Here is an 18,076-nt window from a genome sequence, read left to right on the forward strand (position 1 = left end):
GGTTTTCCTAACATTTTGATGGGCGCTTGAAGGCCTCTCAGCGGCACCCTATGGTATATCAATCGTAAGTTCAAATAGGCGCACCCCATGCAATCGCTCTCGTTAAAACGTGTCAAACCCTCGCCCACAATCGCCATGACCACTTTGGCTCAAGAGCTGAAAGCCCAAGGAAGGGATATTATCAGCCTCAGCGCTGGCGAGCCCGATTTCGACACGCCCGAACACATAAAACAGGCCGCAGCCGCAGCAATCGCAGCGGGCAAAACAAAATATACCGCACCTGACGGTATGCCCGAACTGAAGCAAGCAATTTGTAAGAAATTTTCCCGTGAAAACGCTTTAGAATATCATCCTAGCCAAATCTCGGTCGGAACCGGTGGCAAGCAAACCTTGTTTAATGCCCTGATGGCCACATTGAACGCAGGGGATGAAGTGATCATTCCCGCACCCTATTGGGTCAGCTATCCTGATATGGTGCTTCTGGCAGGTGGAACCCCGGTGATTGTGGCCACCGATGTGAAAGACAATTATAAACTGACCGCAAAAGCGCTGCGCGCCGCCATCACCGCAAACACAAAATGGTTTATTTTCAATTCGCCCTCAAACCCAACCGGCGCGGGCTATTCAGCACCCGAATTAAAGGCGCTGACGGATGTCTTGCTTGATTTTCCTGATGTTATGGTGATGTCGGATGATATGTATGAACATCTCACCTATGATGGGTTCCAATTTGTTTCCCCTGCCCAGGTCGAACCGCGGCTTTACGCGCGCACCTTAACCTGCAATGGCGTTTCAAAAGCCTATGCCATGACCGGCTGGCGCATTGGCTATGCCGCAGGCCCCGAGGCTTTGATCGCAGCGATGCGCAAAGTACAAAGCCAAACCACTTCAAACCCCTGTTCGATCAGCCAATGGGCCGCGCTCGAAGCGTTAGAGGGACCGCAAGCGTTTCTGCAAGACAACCAAACCCTGTTCAAAGGCCGGCGCGATTTGGTCGTTGCCGGATTAAACGCGATTGACGGTATCACCTGCCCGATCCCCGAGGGCGCTTTTTACGTCTATCCGTCAATCGCCGGTTTGATCGGTAAAACCACGCCCGGTGGGAAGGTTATTGAAACTGACGAAGATTTTGCGATCGCCTTGTTGGAAGATACGGGCGTTGCAGCGGTTTTTGGGGCCGCTTTTGGATTGTCGCCCAATTTTCGGATCAGTTATGCCACGTCGGAAACCCAGCTTAGCGAAGCCTGCACCAGAATTGCCCAATTTTGTGAACGCCTAATTTGAAACAGCACCAGAGTTTGAGCGCAAAACGTTCCGGTCCAGCATCTGACCCAGCAGCTTAACAAATCGGTGGCCCAAGGTCAGGGCCACGATCGCCAGCCCTACCGCAATACCTGCCCAAATACCGACGCCATCAAACCCCAGCCAGAACCCCAAAACATACCCTACCGGAAGCCCAATAGCCCAATATCCGATCACCGCAACAAGCAGCGGCACTGAAGTATCTTGAATGCCGCGCAAGAGGCTTAACGCCATCACTTGGCCGCCATCAACGAATTGAAACAACCCAGACACCACAAGTAAAATCGCGCCCAGCGCAAGAATTTGATCGCGGGCAGGATCATGCGCATCGATGAAAAGACCCACCAAAACCGTTGGAAAGGTTACAAACAGGATCAATGTCATTGTAGAAAGACCAATTGAGGCCAAGGTTGCAACCACGGCACCATCGCGTAAACCGACAAAATCTTTGCGCCCATAGGCGGCCCCTGCCCGCACCGTTGCCGCCGCCGCCAGGCCTAGATGTACCACAAACGTAACGCTTGAAATTTGTAGAGCGATACCATGCGCAGCAAGCGCAATCACCCCCAACCAGCCCATCATCACTGAAGAGGCGTAAAATAATCCCGCTTCCGCCAAATGCGTCAATCCAATCGGCATGCCTATCTTGAACAGTTTTGAAAAGATGCCCCAATCAGGCCGCCAAAAACGTAGGAATAATTTATGCTCAGGTAAGCGCCACCACGCATAAAACGCGATGGCCAGCGCGCTGAGCAGATGCACGGCCAGTGACGCCCAAGCCGCGCCAGCTACGCCGAGCTCGGGCACTCCATATTTGCCAAAGATAAGCAGGTAGTTCAGCGGAATATTGAGCAAAAGCGCCGCCACCGTAATCACCAATACCACTTGCGTCAGCTCAAGGGCGGCAAGATAATTTTTCAGCACCAAAACCACCAAAGCGGGGATCAACCCAAAACTTAAAATCCGCAGGTAATTCTGCGCCAAGCCTGCCAGTATTGGGTCTTGCCCCAGCGCCATGAAAACAAATTCCGAACTCCAAAAAAGCGAAAATACCCCCGTGGAATAAATGATGGATAACCACAAGCCCATGCGGGTTACGCGGCGAATTTGAACCGCATCCTCGCGCGCCGCTGCGCTTGCTACCAGCGGCAAAAGAGCATGCCCAAACCCTGCGCCTAATATGAACACAACGAAGAAAAAAGAGCTGCCCAAAACCAAGGCGGCCAGCGCCTCAACAGAATACCATCCAGTCATCACGGTATCGACAACGCCGATGGAGATTTGGGCAATATTTCCAAGGATTAGCGGCAATCCTAACGAACAAATGGCTCGGAAATGTTGATAGCGGGTCAAGTTGGCCTCCTGCACCTTGATAGGCCATAGATCCGCAACAGCAAGCTTTAAATCGCCAGCCGCGTCAGGGATTTTCAGACGTGGCAATTGCCAGGTTGCAAAAAAGTGCTTCCAAAGTCGATTGCAAAAAAATTATCAGGTGTTTCAAGAGGCAAGTTTTCAAGACACGTTTTTAAGACAGGTCAAATTTAAATAGTCAATGTAGCCCAAACAGAAAGACAATTTGTACTTATTTTCTGTTTGGGCCACAACACAACCGGCAAGGTGAGCGAAATACCGGCCGTCATTACTCGCCCTGCCTTGCTCTTCCCGCCATGAAGAGCCTGCAATACCAACAAGCTCTCTCAAACATTTTTTTGAGGGAGGATGTATCAGAATGCGCCACAAAGCTGAGTAGTTATATTCCTTTACCGTCTGTTAAAAGGCACATTTGTCTTTTGCCTGAAATCTCAAAATATTTCTCACTATTTAATTTACTTATTATAAAAATAACCTCAAATAAAAAATAAAATCCTCATAATATTTTAAATTTAACGATCAAAAAAAAGCGTTTTGACGCAAACTAGCGTCAGGCTCGCTACAACACGTCATGTCACAAAACTGTATTATGTCAAACTATAACGATACAGATTCATGCCAAGTTCAGTTCTTCTTGCAGCTTGCCTAAGCCCCTAGGTATAAAACAGCTGACGCAATTATCTGCATGAGCTCTTTCCCTAGACCCGTCAAAATGACATAGTGCTGAAAAAAGAATAATGAGCAGTCAAATGAGTGATCTATTAAACCAAGCCCAGGGCGAGGATTATAACGCTAGTTCGATCGAGGTTTTAGAAGGTCTAGAGCCCGTTCGAAAAAGGCCCGGTATGTATATTGGCGGTACGGATGAGCGCGCCTTGCATCACTTGGTGGCCGAGGTGCTCGACAATTCAATGGACGAGGCGGTGGCAGGTTATGCCAATCGCATAGATGTTGAATTACACGCGGATTATTCGATTACCATTCGGGATAATGGCCGCGGCATCCCGATTGATCCACACCCCAAATTCCCCGATAAATCAGCGCTTGAGGTGATCTTATGCACATTGCACGCGGGCGGTAAATTCAGCGGCAAGGCCTATCAAACCTCGGGTGGTCTACACGGCGTTGGTGCATCTGTTGTGAATGCGCTGTCAGACAGGATGGTTGTGCAAGTGGCGCGCAACAAAGAGCTGTATGAACAAAAATTTAGCCGCGGCCTTCCCTTAGGCCCCATTCAAAAAATTGGAGCGGCGCCAAACCGGCGCGGAACCAATGTAACCTTCCACGCAGATCCAGAGATTTTTGGCAGCTTAAAGTTTAAACCTGCGCGTTTGTTCAAGTCGATGCGGTCAAAGGCTTATTTGTTCAGCGGCGTTCAAATTCGCTGGAAATCAGCCATTGAAGATGGCGATACGCCCACCGAAGCCAATTTTCATTTCCCCGGCGGATTGGCCGATTACCTCTCGGAAACGTTGAACGGCGCTTCAACCTATGCCGAAAACCCGTTCGCCGGAACGGTTGATTTTCAAGAGCGCTTCGGAGTTCCGGGCAAAGTAGAATGGGCCATCAATTGGACCCCATCGCGCGACGGGTTCATCCAATCTTATTGTAACACGGTGCCAACACCAGAGGGCGGCACCCATGAAGCCGGTTTCTGGGCTGCGGTTTTGAAAGGTATTCGCGCCTATGGCGAATTGATCAATAACCGGAAAGCCAAAGAGATCACCCGCGAAGATCTGATTACCGGCGGCTGTGCCTTGGTCAGCTGCTTTATCCGCGAACCTGAATTTGTTGGCCAAACCAAAGATCGCCTTGCCACCAATGAAGCCCAACGGCTGGTGGAAAATTCAGTCCGCGATCATTTTGACAATTGGCTGGCCGCTGATACCAAATCGGCCGGTGCAATTTTGGATTTTCTGGTCTTGCGCGCCGAAGAGCGTATGCGCCGTCGGCAAGAAAAAGAAACGCAGCGCAAAACCGCCACCAAAAAACTGCGGTTACCGGGGAAGCTAGTGGATTGTTCTGCAACCAACCGGGCCGGCACCGAGCTGTTTTTGGTCGAAGGGGATAGCGCCGGCGGATCGGCCAAAATGGCCCGCGACCGCAAAACTCAAGCGCTGCTGCCATTGCGCGGTAAAATTCTGAATGTTCTGGGAGCTGCCAGCAATAAGATTAGCACAAACCAAGAGATTAATGATCTTTCCCAAGCGCTGGGGGTGGGGCTGGGCAGCCGCTTTAATCTGGACGATCTGCGGTATGATAAAGTGATTATCATGACCGATGCAGATGTAGATGGAGCGCATATCGCGGCCCTATTAATGACGTTTTTCTTCACTCAAATGCGTCCGATGATCGATAGTGGCCATCTTTATCTGGCCTGCCCGCCGCTTTACCGCCTAACGCAAGGGGCGGTGCGCGTATATTGCGAGGATGAAGTTGAACGCAATCATTGGCTTGAAAAGGGCCTTGGCGGCAAAGGCAAAATTGACGTGAGCCGCTTTAAGGGGCTTGGTGAAATGGATGCCAAAGACCTCAAAGAAACCACGATGGACCCCAAAAGCCGGAAATTGATCCGCGTCAATATTGATGAAGATGAACCTGGCGAAACGGGCAGTTTGGTGGAACAATTGATGGGCAAAAAACCTGAATTGCGGTTTCAATATATCCAAGAAAATGCAAAATTTGTGGAAGAGCTTGACGTTTAACGAAAGCCACTCCCCGGGCCAATCATAACAGCCCAAGCGCATCCAATTGTTCAAATTCCAAACGCAAAGCAGCCAGCGTCACGTTGCCGGTCAGAGCAATTCTTTTGCATGGCGCAAAAAGAGTGCAAACGCCTCGCTGGCAGAGACGGTTTCCAACGCCCCATCCGCGATTTCTTCGCGGCTCCACATCCAGCTACGCACTGGGTCATCGCGCATCGCCCAATCAGGAAAAAGCCGCGCTTGCGCTCCACCTTCGGCCAAAAGCGTGATCTCAACATGCCGATCGTCGCGGCGGATATTTTGATAAATACGATCAATTTCAGAAGTAGGGCCCTCTAAAAACTGTAAATATAAGTCTGATCGGCAAATCAGCGCACCAGTGATTTGAACCCGTTGATTATTGGTTTTGGCGGTCACCAAGATTCCGTTTAAAACGCTTTGATCAAAGCCAAATGGCTTTGATGCATAAATCAAATACTTCAGGTTTTGCTGGGTTTTATAGCGTGCCAAAAACAATCGCCTTTCTTATTTCTTAGAAGCTATCTGTAAAAGCCATGAAATCCAAACCGAAAGGAACCCCTAAAAAAGGCCAAGGGCATTCCCCATCCGTGCGGATCACAAAAACAGCTAACCTGCGGCCAATCTAAGGCTCAAAGCCCAAAGCGCCTCGGGGATATCGACCGTCTGGTTTGGCTTTTTATTCTGCCCAGGCAAGCGCGTTCCCGGCTCTTGGGCCACAATCTCTGCCAACGCCTCTAGCCGTTCGGAAAACGCATGACCATGGCCCGGATCAATCAGGATATAATATTGACCCAAATCATGCGGTGCGCCATCGGCCGCCTTAAGCGGCTTTACATCGCGCGACAAAATCCCCCCTGCCATGCCAGCGGCCAATAACTCTCCCATAACGCCAAAGCCCCAGCCCTTATAGCCGCCAATAGAGACCAAAGATCCCGCCAATGCGGCATCTGGATCCGTCGTTGGACGCCCCTCGCTATCCAAAGCCCAACCCAATGGAATTTTTTCACCCGCTGCTTTTGCCATGGTGATCTTGCCCAAAGCCACAACCGTGGTTGATTGATCAAATTGCAAGGCCACGCCGCCCCGGCCATCGGGCACAGAAAACGCAATTGGATTGGTGCCGATGGTGCGGGCCTTACCGCCGGGGGGGGCTACGATGGGCGAGGCATTTGTAAACCCAAGACCAATCATCCCATGCTCGGCAATTTGCTGGGTAAAATAGCCTAAAGACGTACATGTATGCGCATGACCTATCCCCAAGCTGACCACGCCGTTTTGCCTCGCTGCCGCAAGCGCCGCGGGCAATCCGGCGGCAAAAGCAGGCTGCGCAAAGCCAAATTTCGCATCGACATGCACCACACCGGGTTTTGGCTGGCTGACCGCGGGGGTCACATCGCCGCGCACGCGGCCGCTTTGCAGCTGAACGCAATAGCTTTCCAGATAATAAAGGCCACATATGCGGTTGCCTAGGCTTTCCGCTTGCGCGACAGCGCGCGCAACATGTCGCGCAATCGCGTCATCCGCCCCATGTTTGATCAAGGCAGTTTTGGCCGTGGTTTCAATTTCATCAATTGATATTTTTGGCATAATGCCTCCTCGTCTTTTCGGGCTGAGATTGCGTTATTGTGACTGCGCAATAAGGTCCAGCGTTTCGGCAAGCGGACGCCGCAGGTTAAACCCCTGTTGAAGCAGCTTTTGATGATATTCTCTACGGATCCAATCTTCAAAATCAATAGGATGCTGTTCAACCCGCGCTTCATAAACCGCCAAAATGTAATCAAGCACGCCGGTAGCCGTGAAATCCAGATGAATATAGCGCAACCCTAGCTGCTTTTTCGCTTCTGCAACCGGGCGCCCCTCGCAGACCATCAAATACATTGCCGCTGTAAACCCGGCGCGATCTGCACCGGATTTGCAATGAAATAAAAGCGGTTTGGGCAGCGTTTTAAACGCCTCAATGGCATCCAGAATAGCCTCGCGCGCAGGGGCATCACGCGCCCATAGCTTTCTAGAGACCAATGTCAGGTCCAATTTCTCACAGGCCCATAATTCGTAAAGAAAATGGGCATAGCCATCTTCACCGCGCAGGTTTAAAACAGATTTACCGCCCATTTTCTTAAAGTCTTCCAAACGCCGCTCAGTGGGTTGATTGGATCGGTAAATCCCAGGTGCAATTTCGAAAAAATTGGTCCAAAACGTACGCAGTATGGCATGGTCAAACCAATAGTAATCAACCCGCGCCCAAAAGTTATCCTGCGTTGGAGATAACTTGGACGCATAGGCGCAGCGCAACCGCTGGTGCGAGGCTTTCAGCCGCTGAGCAATCTTTTTCAGCATTAAGGTCCCTTTTTACACAAGTTGGCGAGGTGTAGATCGTCTGCGCCAGAGTGACAAGCCAAACCATAGATTGACCTTATCTGCCAAACGATTACCTATGAAGAAAATGATGAGATGAAACCGATGACATTATCCCAAGGCCGCGGCTATCTTGCAATTCCTGGGCCCTCCGTGATCCCTGATGCTGTGCTGCAAGCGATGCATCAAGCTGCGCCTAATATTTACGAAGGGCCTCTAGTCGATCTGACCAAAAGCATCGTTGAGGATCTGAAATGGGTGGCCTGCAGCACCCAACATGTGGCGATTTATATTGCCAATGGCCATGGCGCATGGGAGGCCGCATTGGCCAATATTGCCGAGCCTGGGGATAAAGTCTTGGTGGCGGCAACGGGACGTTTCGGGCATGGTTGGGCCGAGATGGCGCGGCGTATGGGAATTGGCGTAGAGCTGATCGATTTTGGAATGCAAAGTATGGCAGAGCCGGCCCAAATTGCGCAGGCTCTCAAAGATGATCGTAACCGGCAGATCAAAGCGGTGCTTATCTGCCATGTCGATACCTCAACTTCCGTACGCAATGATATTTTGCAGATACGACAGGCGATGGATGCGGTGGACCACCCTGCCCTGTTGGCGGTAGATTGCATCGCCTCTTTGGCCTGTGACCGATTTGAATTTGACGCTTGGGGCGTCGATGTAATGGTGGCGGGCTGCCAAAAAGGATTGATGGTGCCACCGGGCCTGTCTTTCGTGTTTTTCAGCGAACAAGCCGCAAAACGTCAAAAGGCTTTGCGCCATGTCAGTTCGTATTGGGATTGGGCACCGCGCGTTGCCCCGCAATTATTTTATGAATATTTCTGCGGCACGGCGCCCACCCATCATCTCTTCGGATTGCGCATCGCGCTTGATATGTTGAAAGATGAGGGTCTACCGCATATTTGGGCGCGCCATGAAACCTTGGCGCAAGCGATTTGGAGCGCGGTTGATATTTGGGGGCAAGCAGGGGGAACGATGGCCCTGAATATCACAGATCCCGCGCAGCGCAGCCATGCCGTCACAGCCATGCATATGGGGGTGCCGGCCACGCAAAATCTTCGCCAATGGCTCGAACAAAACACCGGGGTCACTGTGGGCATCGGTTTGGGCATGACAACGCCAACAGATCCAGACGGAAAAGGATTTTTCCGCTTTGGCCATATGGGCCATGTCAATGCACAAATGATTATGGCGCTTTTGGGCAGCGTTGAAGCCGGGTTATGCGCCCTGTCTCTACCGCATGGGGCAGGTGCACTAGAGGCTGCTGCACGGGTGATTGGCTCAGCCCGCTGAGGCAGCGGCCAAAGCTTTGGGCAGCGCGCGGCGCAGCAAATCCATATCTTCTGGCCGGCCTGCACTAACCCGAATGCAACGGTTTTGCGGGGCCACAAACGGCATGCGCACGAACAGCCCTGCCTGTACCAAATGCGTCAAAACGGCTTGAGCAAACGCCCCGTCGCGCCCGCAATCAATGGCTATAAAATTGGTGGCTGACTCAACGGTGTTCAATCCGTTTTCGGCCGCAATACGCGCAATTTCTTGTTTCGACGCCTCGACTTTGTCGCGTACACAATGCAGCCAAGCCTGATCGTTTAAAGCCGCCTCGGCGGCGCTTTGCGCCGCGCGATTCATCCCAAAATGGTTGCGGATTTTTTCAAATTGACCAATCAAATTTTGCGCAGCAAGCGCATAGCCGACCCGCGCACCCGCCAAACCATAGCCTTTTGAAAAGGTGCGCATGCGGATGACACGCGGATCCTCTATCGCGACCTGAACCGCCGTACCATCAGGAGCAAACTCAATATAAGCTTCATCCAAGATAAGCAATGTTTCCTTGGGAAGGCGGGCCAAACATTCTATAATAAAAGCGCCGCTATGCCATGTGCCCATCGGATTGTCCGGATTGGCAAAATACACCAATTTAGCCCCAACGCGGCCAGCTTCTTCCAACAAAGCCGGCAGATCTTCAGCATCCTCTTTATAAGGCACTTTATGCAAAACCCCGCCGAACCCGCTGACATGGTAATTAAAGGTTGGATAAGCACCATCCGAGGTCACCACAGCGTCACCCGGGTCGATCATCATGCGCGCCAGATAGCCCAAGAGCCCATCTATGCCTTCTCCCACCACAATATTCTCAGGGCAGACTTTATGATGGTGCGCCAAAGCCCGCCGCAATTCGAAACTGGTCGGATCTCCATATTTCCAAATCTCGGCGCTGGCGCTTTGCAGCGCTGCAATGGCCTTCGGAGATGGGCCAAACACGTTTTCATTGGCGCCAAGGCGCGCATCGAACGCGCTGCCACGCGCGCGTTCTTGGGTTTCGGGGCCAACGAAAGGAACGCTTGCCGGCAATTGCGACAGAAGAGAGGTGAAACGCGCATGTGTCATGCGGGCAGTTTAGGAATATTTTATCTCAAGCATCAAGAGCACAATGACCCGCCGCGCTGCAAATTTAGATTTTCTGCGTCAGTGATATATTTTTCGCGAAAGCAGCAGCAAAGGTTTGTGATCTTTTGCCAAGCCGTGTACTGCTGAGGAAACCAAAAAAGAGGCTTAAGTGTCACGCAACCCCGCCCCGTTTGCCGCTTTTGAATGGATGATCGCTTGGCGCTTTTTGCGCGCGCGTCGCGCCGAGGGCGGTGTAAGCGTGATGACCTGGATCAGCCTGATCGGAATCACGCTGGCCGTATTTGCGTTGATCGCCACATTGGCGGTGCGCTCCGGCTTTCGCAGCGAGCTGGTCGATACTATTTTGGGCGCCAATGCCCATATCACAGTGTATCAGCTTCCCATTGCCAATGAGGCCGGCAAATTGGACCGTAAAATTTACGACTATCAAGACATGGCCGATCGATTGCGCGCGCTTCCAAGCGTGTCGCGCGCCGCGCCATTGGTCAAAGGTCAAGTGATGGCAAGCTATGGCGGCACGAACACCGGTGTTCAAGTGTTTGGCTTATCTCCAAAGGATCTGAACAGTTTGCCCCGCATCGCCGCCCCGGAAAACTTTCAAGGCAGAATAGAAGATTTTGACCGCGGCATCGCGATTGGATCAGGCGTCGCGCGGCTTTTAAACGCCCGCTTGGGCGATAGCATAAAGCTTATTTCGCCCGATGGTGTCAAAACGGCCTTTGGCACCAGCCCGCGGGTCAAAAGCTATCCGATCACCTACATCTTCACCGCAGGACGCTATGATATTGATAAGACCCGCCTTTATATGCCGTTTTCCGAAGCTCAGGCCTATTTCAATATGGAAGGCGCCGCAGATGAAATCGAGGTGATGGTCACCAATCCAGAACAGATCGAACGCTTGACCCCCGATTTGCTGCACGCCGCAGGCCCGCGCGCGCAGCTTTGGAGCTGGAAGGAGGCATCGGGCAATTTCCTGCGCGCCTTGCAGATAGAAGATAATGTGATGTTTATTATTATGTCGATCTTGGTGTTGATTGCAGCAATGAATATTATTTCTGGCCTTGTGATGCTGGTGAAAAACAAAGGCCGTGATATCGGAATATTGCGCACGATGGGGCTGAGTGAAGGCGCGATTATGCGCATCTTCTTCATCTGCGGCGCCGGAACCGGGTTGATCGGCACAGTCTTTGGCGTGGTTTTGGGATGCCTGTTTGCGATCTATATCGATACGATTTTTTCTCTGGTCAATTATCTGGCCGGCGGCGGGGTTTGGGATCCAAGCATCCGCGGCCTTTACGCAATCCCCGCAGAATTATACCTGTCGGATGTTTTATCGGCCATCGGGCTTTCTTTGGGCCTTAGCTTTTTCATCACCCTATTTCCCGCCCGCCGGGCGGCGCGTTTAAACCCTGTGGAAGCGCTTCGCTATGAGTGATGCAATATTGGAATTAAAGGATTTAAAGAAATCCTATAACCAAAATAAATCCAATCAGATTGATGTGCTTTTGGGGGCCAATCTGCTGCTTGAAAAGGGCGAAGTTGTGGCGCTGACCGCACCTTCAGGGGCGGGAAAATCCACATTATTGCATATCGCAGGGCTTTTGGATCAAGCCGATACGGGGGATGTGCTGGTGGCTGGGCAAAATCTGGCGGGCATATCGGAACGCCGCCGCACGATCATTCGCCGCCGCGATATTGGGTTTATTTACCAATTTCACCATTTGCTGCCTGAATTTTCCGCAGCTGAAAATATTATGTTGCCGCAAATGGCGGATGGACATCGAAAATCTGCGGCCAAAACCCGCGCTTTGCACTTATTAGAGGCCGTAGGGTTGCTAAAACGCGCCCAACATCGGCCCGCCGAATTGTCAGGGGGCGAGCAACAGCGCGTCGCGTTTTGCCGAGCTTTGGCAAATAGCCCAAAATTGTTATTGGCCGACGAGCCAACCGGAAACCTGGATCAAGCCACATCTGAGCAAGTGTTTGACGCCTTGTTACGCATCGTGCGCCGAACCGGGCTATCCGCGCTGATCGCAACGCATAACCCTGCGCTGGCATCGCGTATGGATCGCACCATCACTTTGGAACAGGGGCGGCTGCGGGGATAAAGCCGATGGCGCTAAGCGTTACTCCGCCTCACAATTGGTATCGAATGAATGCGATAACAGAAAAATTAGATGTGGCCACATTGTTGTCATGGATATGTTTTAAACGACCCTCTAAAAAAGCAGTTTTGCCAATGCCGCTAAAAACACCATGAAGGCAATCAGGGCTCTTTTACGCCCGGTAACATCAGGCAAAACCCGGTTTCGTTTTCCGACGCGGCGCCTTATATTGCAACCAATTTGGAGGCCCTACTATGCTAGCAGAAAAAAAACCCAATGCGCGTTGCATTATTCGGATTTCGGGAAAAGACAATCGCAGCTTCTTGCAGGGATTGATCACCAATGACATCCATAAAACCGACCACGGTCTGGTCTATGCGGCATTGCTCAGCGCCCAAGGGAAATTTCAATATGATTTCTTTCTATTCGCGGATGGCGAAGATGTAATGATGGATATTGACCAAGAGATGGCGGCCGCGTTGCAAAAAAAGTTGATGCTATACCGCTTACGCGCTGACGTTCACCTTGAGAAAACAGATTTGAGCTTGGTGCGCGGCGTGGAGAGGGCGCCTGAGGGCGCGCTGCAAGATCCACGGCACCCAAAGATGGGCTGGCGACTTTACGGTCAAGACCTGCCCCCAGAAATGCCATTTGATTGGCAGGCCCATCGCATTCGCTTGGGCATTCCCGAAGCCCCCAGCGAATTAACACCCGATAGCTATATTTTAGAAATGGGGTTCGAACAGATGAACGGCGTTGATTTCAAAAAGGGTTGTTATGTCGGACAAGAAATCATCGCAAGAATGAAGCATAAAACCCAATTGCGCAAAGGATTGCGCCGCGTCACCTGCGCCGAGGCGGTTGCACCTCACACGCCAATTCTTTCCAAAGGCAAAGAGGTCGGGTTTATCGGCGCCCAAAGCGGCACTGCGGCCTTGGCTTATCTGCGCTTTGACCGCATCAGCGATGAGATGACGGCGGCCGGCGTGCCCGTTACGGTTGTAGATCGCGCAGAGGAGTGAAGATTTAGTGTTTTATACACACCTCAATTATCATCCGCGAACGGCCGATGTGCTGGCGCCCGCGTCACAAGCCTCTGCCCGAACCTATACGGCCGCTACCTCTAGATCGCCCAAAGAGATAGGCATTATATCATGCCGATCACCTTCAAATTTTTAACCGTTAAATCGGTTCCGCGCTTGTGGTGGAGCGCCCCGCGCGCTTTAACCGTGCGCCCGCCCTTCAGATCATTTCTGGGTTTGGTCTTCGGGTTGATCCTTTTTGGCTTGGGAGAGGCGCTTTTGGTGGCGGCGGGAATCGGCGTCAGCCCTTGGACGGTGTTGGCCGAGGGGATCGCCAAAACCGCAGATCTCAGCCTTGGCATCACAACCTTCTTGATCAGTCTCAGCGTGTTGATTTTATGGATCCCGCTGCGCCAAACACCAGGGCTAGGCACCTTGCTCAATGCCTTGATTATCGCCTTTATGTTAGATTTTTCGTTGCCGTATCTGCCAAGGCCTGAAGATTTACTACTGCAGATTGTTCTCGCATTTCTGGGTGTTTTCACCACGGGGCTAGGGGGAGCGATCTATCTTATTGCAAATTTAGGCCCCGGCCCCCGCGACGGTTTAATGACCGGGCTGCAAGCGCTGAGCGACCACCCTCTGGCCTTGGTGCGCAGCGTCTTAGAGGTGATGGTGGTTCTGGCAGGCTTTGCCCTTGGTGGCACGCTTGGCCTTGGAACGCTGTTTTTTGCCTTCGGCATCGGTCCGGCGATCGCATTCTGTCTCAGCGTGCTATCGCATCTCTTCACGCAGCCTAAATGACAGCGGCTTAGGCGCGTTCGGAATATTCCATCAGCTCTGTGTTCACCACGATATTTTCATCCTGCGCAATAAAGGGCGGTACCATCACTTTCACGCCATTATCCAAAATCGCAGGTTTGAAACTATTTGCCGCTGTTTGACCTTTAACTACAGGTTCTGTTTCAGCCACTTGGCACACCACTTTTTGCGGTAGCGACGCATTTAGCGCTTCTTCTTCGTAAAATTCAACCACGATTGTCATGCCATCTTGCAAAAACGGCCGCCGCTCACCCAAAAGCTCGGCAGGAAGTTCGATCTGGTCAAAGGTTTCGGCGTCCATGAACACCAGCATGCCGTCACTTTCATAGAGAAACTGTTGGTCTTTTTGCTCGAGCCGTACCTTTTCAACCTTGTCAGCGCTGCGAAAACGCTCGTTAAGTTTTGATCCGTTGCGCAAATTACGCATCTCAACCTGAGCAAATGCACCGCCTTTGCCCGGCTTCACATGATCGACTTTTACGGCGGCCCATAGCCCTCCCTCATGCTCTAAAACATTACCTGGACGAATTTCATTACCATTTATTTTGGGCATCATACACCTGATATAAAGAAGTTGAATTTACGTTGCGCCACCCTATATCTACGCCACAAGGGCTTGGCAACCTATTCGAAGGGAAGGTAGCAGATCACAAGGCATGCACAGGACGCATGGGAGATATGCAAAATAAGGCTACCCGAATCGGTTCAAATAGGTCATAAGCAACGTTACGTCAAAAATACAAGAGCAAGAATAAAGGACGCGAAATGAAAGATTTTGTGGACGCAACAGCGTTTAACAGCGAGCAAGGCAACCGGGCCCGCAAATTATTTGCAGCTGTGGTTTTGGCCGCTCTAGATGATGCGATTGCTGATGATAAGAAATACGGCAATGGACCTGAGCAGATTGCCCGTTGGGCTCGTTCGCGCGACGGACGCGAAGTTCTGTCATGCGCTGGAATTGATCCAAATGAGCGCGTGGTGAGCGGTTTGATGGAATTTGTGGGCAAAGGCGTCAGAACCTCTGTTGCGCTGTCACGCGAAGAAAGCGAACGCCGCAACGCAGCCCAGCAGGCAGAGGCGGCATAACTACCTCAGCTATGAACTAGATTTTGGGCGTTAGATCTTCAGATCTGGCGCCTTTTTCATGCAGCCTCCCCAGATTGTTCATCCGCTTGCGCTTATCCGTCACTAGCTTTCAACGCTGCGCGCACCTCATGCTGAACCAAATTGCGCACATTCTTGGTGATTTTTTCGCCCAGCACACCGCGCAACTCGCGCCGAATGATTTCAGAAATCATCAGCTCAAGGTCTTCGTTATCCATTTGCAACAAGCTATCCGAGCTCTGTATCGCGCTTGAATTTTCTGGCGTTCTCGGTCTGTGATCGCGCGCATGCATCGGCATGCCAGAAGAAAAAGTTGAGATCTCGGGGCCATCATCAGTCAGAATACTTTTTTGTACCTCTGGCTCTGAGCCGGCACCCAAATCGATTAAACCTTCCAGTTTTGCAACTTTATCTTTTAAACTAAGCGTGCGCACAATGCGCTCGACAGCCGGCTCCTGTCCGCCCGCATTGATCCGCAGGGACGGGTCTAAAAACAACCTTTCGGCTTTTTTCCGCAGAACCGGATCTGCCGCTTCACTTTCTTCATCCGCAATTAGTTGCTTAAGCGATACCAAAAGGTCACTCAGATTCGCTTGTGAAACAGGTCCGTCCATCCAGATCGCCTTTACCAGCCTTCACAAAAATATAACGTTGATAGAGTTTACGCACAAGTGAAAGGCAGAAACTGCCACATTATCACCCTAGGCAAGGCGTGTTGCGCATTAAATTCAGGGCGAAAGCGCCTTTAAAACACGATCCAGTTTGCTGCCCCGCACGCTGCGTTTGGTGGGGGCAGATTTCACCAAATTATAATATTCGGCCGGATCAAATTTTTGCACTGGAAGATTTAACGATTCTGCGGTGAGCTGACCCATACTCATCAACACACGGTACCCGGCGATCACCTCATCGGTAAGCGAGGTTACCCGGTCTGCTTTGGCATCCAATAATTCTTGTTCTGCATTCAAAACATCCAGCGTCGTGCGCGCGCCCACGGCGGCTTCTTCACGCACGCCTTCAAACGCCACCACCGCGGCGCGTATTTGCTCATCGGTTGCCGCCCGGCTCGCACGGGCCATCTGCAACAGAGCAAACGCACTGCCCGCCTGTTGCTCAATCTTGGCTTTTGTCACGTAAAGACCAGCCCGCTGCGCATCACGCCGCGCTTTGGCTTGGCGCACCAAAGCCGACAATCTTCCACCAGAGTAAATCGGACCCGTTGCAGAGACACCAAAAGAATTTGAATTTGAGAAATTATCCCCTTCACTGTCTGAATAGCCCAGCGAGCCTGAAAGCTTTACCGTCATGCCAGTGCCTGCTTCTGCGCGCAGCACGTTTAACTCGGCTTGCTTGATATCATGCTGGAGCGCGATCAGTTCGGGATGCACCCGCAACGCCTTTTCTTTTACATCAGACGCTTTGCCCGGAAGATTGGGCGCCTTTTTCGGCGCCGATAATTTTCCCGGCGCCTTGCCGACCGCTTGTTTGTAAGATTCTTTTGCCTGAACCAAATTCGCCTGCGCAGCGGCAAGAGCACTGGTTGACGCAGCCAGGCGCGCTTCGGCAAAAGCGACATCCGTTTTGGTAATTTCACCCACGTCAAAGCGATCCTGAGCAGCTCTCAGTTCCTCTTTAATCACGCGCACATTATTTTCACGCAGCCCCACGATTTCAATATCGCGGCGCACTTTCACAAAGGCCTCAATCGCTGAAAACAACACTTGTTGTTCAACCAAAATAAGCGACTGACGCGTTGAGAGCACTGCTTCCTTCGCGGCAGCTATAGCAAGTTTATTTTGCCCACCATCGTAGATTGTTAACGCCGCTGTCACGTCAAGGTTTGCGGAATTCGTGGATATACCCGACGTGGTATTCAGTGGCGCGGTGTTTCTGGAACCAAACTGTCGCTGCAAGCTCGAGCTCCAGCTCAGCACCGGCTTTAACGCAGAAGCCGCCACCGCTACATCTTCATCTGCGGCACGCAGCAAAGCGCGGTTTTGCGTTAAAAGGCCCTTGTTATTATAGGCATCCACGAGCGTTTGTTGCAGGCTTCCAGCCCCTACGGGTGCCGCCAGCACAACCGATAAAATAAACAAGTTTAGTGTTTTGAAAACTTTCATCGTGCACATCAACCCTTACAATACATATCCACCCTGCCTGAAAAAAGCTTAGCCCAAGGAGCGCGCTTTACAAGGCAAAATCACGCGCGGCCTGAAAGCCCGGCAAGAGTGGAGCGCCCGCGTTAAACAGCGCCCGCCACGTCACCCGACCATTCAATTTATATCCAATTTTGGCTGTGCCCAACGCAGCATCAGAAAAAATACACGCAATCCGGCCACCTTCTTTTAGCTGCGCTTCAAGTCCTGGCGGCACTATCTCAACCGCACCCTCAATCACGATCACATCGTAAGGACCGTGCTGCGCCGCCCCTTCAGCCAGGTCACCCTGCTGTAAAATAACGTTATATGCCTCAGCTTCGGTGAGGGCATCTTGCGCCTCTGCGATGCGCTCGGGGGTATCTTCGAGCGCCACAACCGCCTCAGACATCCGCGCCATTACTGCCGAGGAATATCCAAGCCCAGCGCCAATATCGAGCACCAAATCTGTTTTTTGAAGGTCCAAAGCGTCCAACATTTTTGCCAAACTGCGCGCCTCCAATAAAACGCGGCCATCACCTAAATCGACATTTTCACCGATATAAGCGGCTTCGCGTTTGTCCCGCGGCACAAATAATTCCCGCTGAACGGTTAACATGGCCTGAATAATCGGAAATTTGGTTACATCCGAAGGGCGGACTTGGGTATCAACCATCATCAAACGGCGGGCTGCGAAATCACTCATA

General features: G+C 51.7%; 17 protein-coding genes. 8 read left to right on the plus strand and 9 right to left on the minus strand.

The genetic code is table 11. The features are described from left to right. Positions 1-87 precede the first annotated feature (87 nt). Positions 88-1,284, plus strand: coding sequence for an aminotransferase class I/II-fold pyridoxal phosphate-dependent enzyme (locus GN241_12690; protein XAT58134.1), 1,197 nt, complete (start codon positions 88-90; stop codon positions 1,282-1,284). Here the strand turns inward: GN241_12690 and GN241_12695 are convergent. After that, on the minus strand, positions 1,276-2,655 hold the full coding sequence (locus tag GN241_12695) for an MATE family efflux transporter (GenBank protein XAT58135.1): 1,380 nt from the start codon (positions 2,653-2,655) through the stop codon (positions 1,276-1,278). The two genes, GN241_12690 and GN241_12695, sit on opposite strands and share 9 nt — an antisense overlap. 767 nt (positions 2,656-3,422) lie before the next feature. Between GN241_12695 and parE the strand changes: the two genes are divergently transcribed. After that, the gene (gene parE, locus GN241_12700) at positions 3,423-5,378 is read left to right on the plus strand and encodes a DNA topoisomerase IV subunit B (GenBank protein XAT58136.1); all 1,956 of its coding nucleotides are present in this window, start codon (positions 3,423-3,425) and stop codon (positions 5,376-5,378) included. A gap of 90 nt (positions 5,379-5,468) precedes the next feature. Here parE and GN241_12705 read toward each other — a convergent pair whose 3' ends face one another. The 3 genes from GN241_12705 to GN241_12715 all read right to left on the minus strand — a co-directional run bounded on the left by GN241_12705 (position 5,469) and on the right by GN241_12715 (position 7,736). Next, entirely contained in the window at positions 5,469-5,861 is a 393-nt protein-coding gene (locus GN241_12705; GenBank protein ID XAT59281.1) for a blue light sensor protein, read from the minus strand. 144 nt (positions 5,862-6,005) lie between these two features. Next, positions 6,006-6,986 carry an Ldh family oxidoreductase gene (locus GN241_12710; protein XAT58137.1) on the minus strand — a complete coding sequence of 327 codons (981 nt, stop codon included), beginning with the start codon at positions 6,984-6,986 and terminating at the stop codon, positions 6,006-6,008. 33 nt (positions 6,987-7,019) lie between these two features. Further along, entirely contained in the window at positions 7,020-7,736 is a 717-nt protein-coding gene (locus GN241_12715) for a protein tyrosine phosphatase (GenBank protein ID XAT58138.1), read from the minus strand. A 123-nt stretch (positions 7,737-7,859) separates the two neighbouring features. Here GN241_12715 and GN241_12720 point away from each other — a divergent pair, with 123 nt between their 5' ends. Then, positions 7,860-9,062, plus strand: a complete 1,203-nt coding sequence (locus tag GN241_12720; protein XAT58139.1) for an aminotransferase class V-fold PLP-dependent enzyme — start codon at positions 7,860-7,862, stop codon at positions 9,060-9,062. Here the strand turns inward: GN241_12720 and GN241_12725 are convergent. Continuing rightward, on the minus strand, positions 9,051-10,160 hold the full coding sequence (locus GN241_12725; GenBank protein XAT58140.1) for a pyridoxal phosphate-dependent aminotransferase: 1,110 nt from the start codon (positions 10,158-10,160) through the stop codon (positions 9,051-9,053). The genes GN241_12720 and GN241_12725 overlap by 12 nt on opposite strands. A gap of 169 nt (positions 10,161-10,329) precedes the next feature. On the opposite strand from GN241_12725, the gene GN241_12730 reads away from it, so the two are divergent. The 4 genes from GN241_12730 (at position 10,330) to GN241_12745 (ending at position 14,112) form a co-directional block, all read left to right on the plus strand. Next, a complete protein-coding gene (locus GN241_12730; protein ID XAT58141.1) occupies positions 10,330-11,616 on the plus strand; it encodes a lipoprotein-releasing ABC transporter permease subunit in 1,287 nt (428 codons plus the stop codon). Further along, positions 11,609-12,289 carry an ATP-binding cassette domain-containing protein gene (locus GN241_12735; GenBank protein XAT58142.1) on the plus strand — a complete coding sequence of 227 codons (681 nt, stop codon included), beginning with the start codon at positions 11,609-11,611 and terminating at the stop codon, positions 12,287-12,289. Before GN241_12730 ends, GN241_12735 begins: the two co-directional genes overlap by 8 nt. 251 nt (positions 12,290-12,540) lie before the next feature. Next, a complete protein-coding gene (locus GN241_12740; protein ID XAT58143.1) occupies positions 12,541-13,308 on the plus strand; it encodes a folate-binding protein in 768 nt (255 codons plus the stop codon). A gap of 132 nt (positions 13,309-13,440) precedes the next feature. After that, a complete protein-coding gene (locus GN241_12745; protein XAT58144.1) occupies positions 13,441-14,112 on the plus strand; it encodes a hypothetical protein in 672 nt (223 codons plus the stop codon). 7 nt (positions 14,113-14,119) lie between these two features. Here GN241_12745 and efp read toward each other — a convergent pair whose 3' ends face one another. Next, positions 14,120-14,683 (minus strand): elongation factor P, encoded by a 564-nt coding sequence (efp, locus tag GN241_12750; protein ID XAT58145.1) that lies wholly within the window; start codon positions 14,681-14,683, stop codon positions 14,120-14,122. Between the two features lie 212 nt (positions 14,684-14,895). Here efp and GN241_12755 point away from each other — a divergent pair, with 212 nt between their 5' ends. Then, the gene (locus GN241_12755; protein ID XAT58146.1) at positions 14,896-15,216 is read left to right on the plus strand and encodes an elongation factor P; all 321 of its coding nucleotides are present in this window, start codon (positions 14,896-14,898) and stop codon (positions 15,214-15,216) included. Between the two features lie 92 nt (positions 15,217-15,308). On the opposite strand, the gene GN241_12760 is transcribed toward GN241_12755, so the two are convergent. The 3 genes from GN241_12760 to GN241_12770 all read right to left on the minus strand — a co-directional run bounded on the left by GN241_12760 (position 15,309) and on the right by GN241_12770 (position 18,075). Beyond that, entirely contained in the window at positions 15,309-15,848 is a 540-nt protein-coding gene (locus GN241_12760) for a hypothetical protein (GenBank protein ID XAT58147.1), read from the minus strand. Positions 15,849-15,962: 114 nt separating this feature from the next. Further along, positions 15,963-17,354, minus strand: coding sequence for a TolC family outer membrane protein (locus GN241_12765; protein XAT58148.1), 1,392 nt, complete (start codon positions 17,352-17,354; stop codon positions 15,963-15,965). Between the two features lie 67 nt (positions 17,355-17,421). Beyond that, positions 17,422-18,075: a methyltransferase domain-containing protein gene (locus tag GN241_12770; protein ID XAT58149.1), complete on the minus strand. Its 654-nt coding sequence runs from the start codon at positions 18,073-18,075 to the stop codon at positions 17,422-17,424. Position 18,076: the final 1 nt, after the last annotated feature.

It is taken from the genome of Rhodobacteraceae bacterium IMCC1335 (genome assembly GCA_039640495.1).
Classification (GTDB): Bacteria; Pseudomonadota; Alphaproteobacteria; order Rhodobacterales; family Rhodobacteraceae; genus Thalassovivens.